Annotated in this window: 1 protein-coding gene; it reads right to left on the bottom strand. The window is 42.5% G+C overall.

The features are described from left to right. Positions 1-389, bottom strand: a 389-nt coding sequence (locus A3750_RS06170) for a hypothetical protein (protein ID WP_156498446.1), incomplete at its 3' end; no start/stop codon positions are given. Positions 390-683: the final 294 nt, after the last annotated feature.

Raw genomic sequence — 683 nt, 5'->3', positions numbered from 1 at the left:
TAGGAAAATAGCGATACGATCAGCGCTTTTCGAAAAGGGAAAAAAAGATAGGCGACGAGCAGCGGAGTAATAAAGAAGAGCACGATAAGTTCGTTGCCAAGGGAGTCTAGCGTCACTACGCTCATCAACACCATATCGATGCTGTAAATAATGACGCCAATGATCTTTCGGTAGCCGTTTAGATAAACATAGGCAAAGACGGCGAGCAGTAAAAAAGTGCTGATAAACTGAATGTAAGATGTCAAATCCCAACCATTGGTGGCACGTGCGATGGCCACAGGAATGGTTGCCAAGATAATCAAAAAAACGCAGGCTAGCGCTACGTTTCGCCTTATTCGATCAAGATGCCGGTCAAAATAATCGATATTAGTATCAACGTTGTGTTTCATTAAATTCCTTGAAAATTCGCCGGCAAGCTTACCAAGACACACGGATCATTGCGGTACTGATCTTTACAGTATAGAGATCTAATGGGTGATGTTACAGCGCTTGCTTGGGAATCTCGCGGGTTACTTTACTCAGATCAAGAGATAGGGATATCTCGCCCTGATGCCCGCAGGTTTATCCGTATTCGCGAAGTTTACTTTCACAACTATAATTGATTCAGTTTTGCTACGTCACTTTATCTCAATGAGGGCATTATGTTGGAAGGATTTCGCGTCTTTTTTTTCGTTATCTTATTG

It is taken from the genome of Oleiphilus sp. HI0079 (assembly GCF_001635105.1).
Note: the sequence above shows the minus strand (reverse complement) of the source record. Positions and strands in the feature narration are given on the sequence as shown.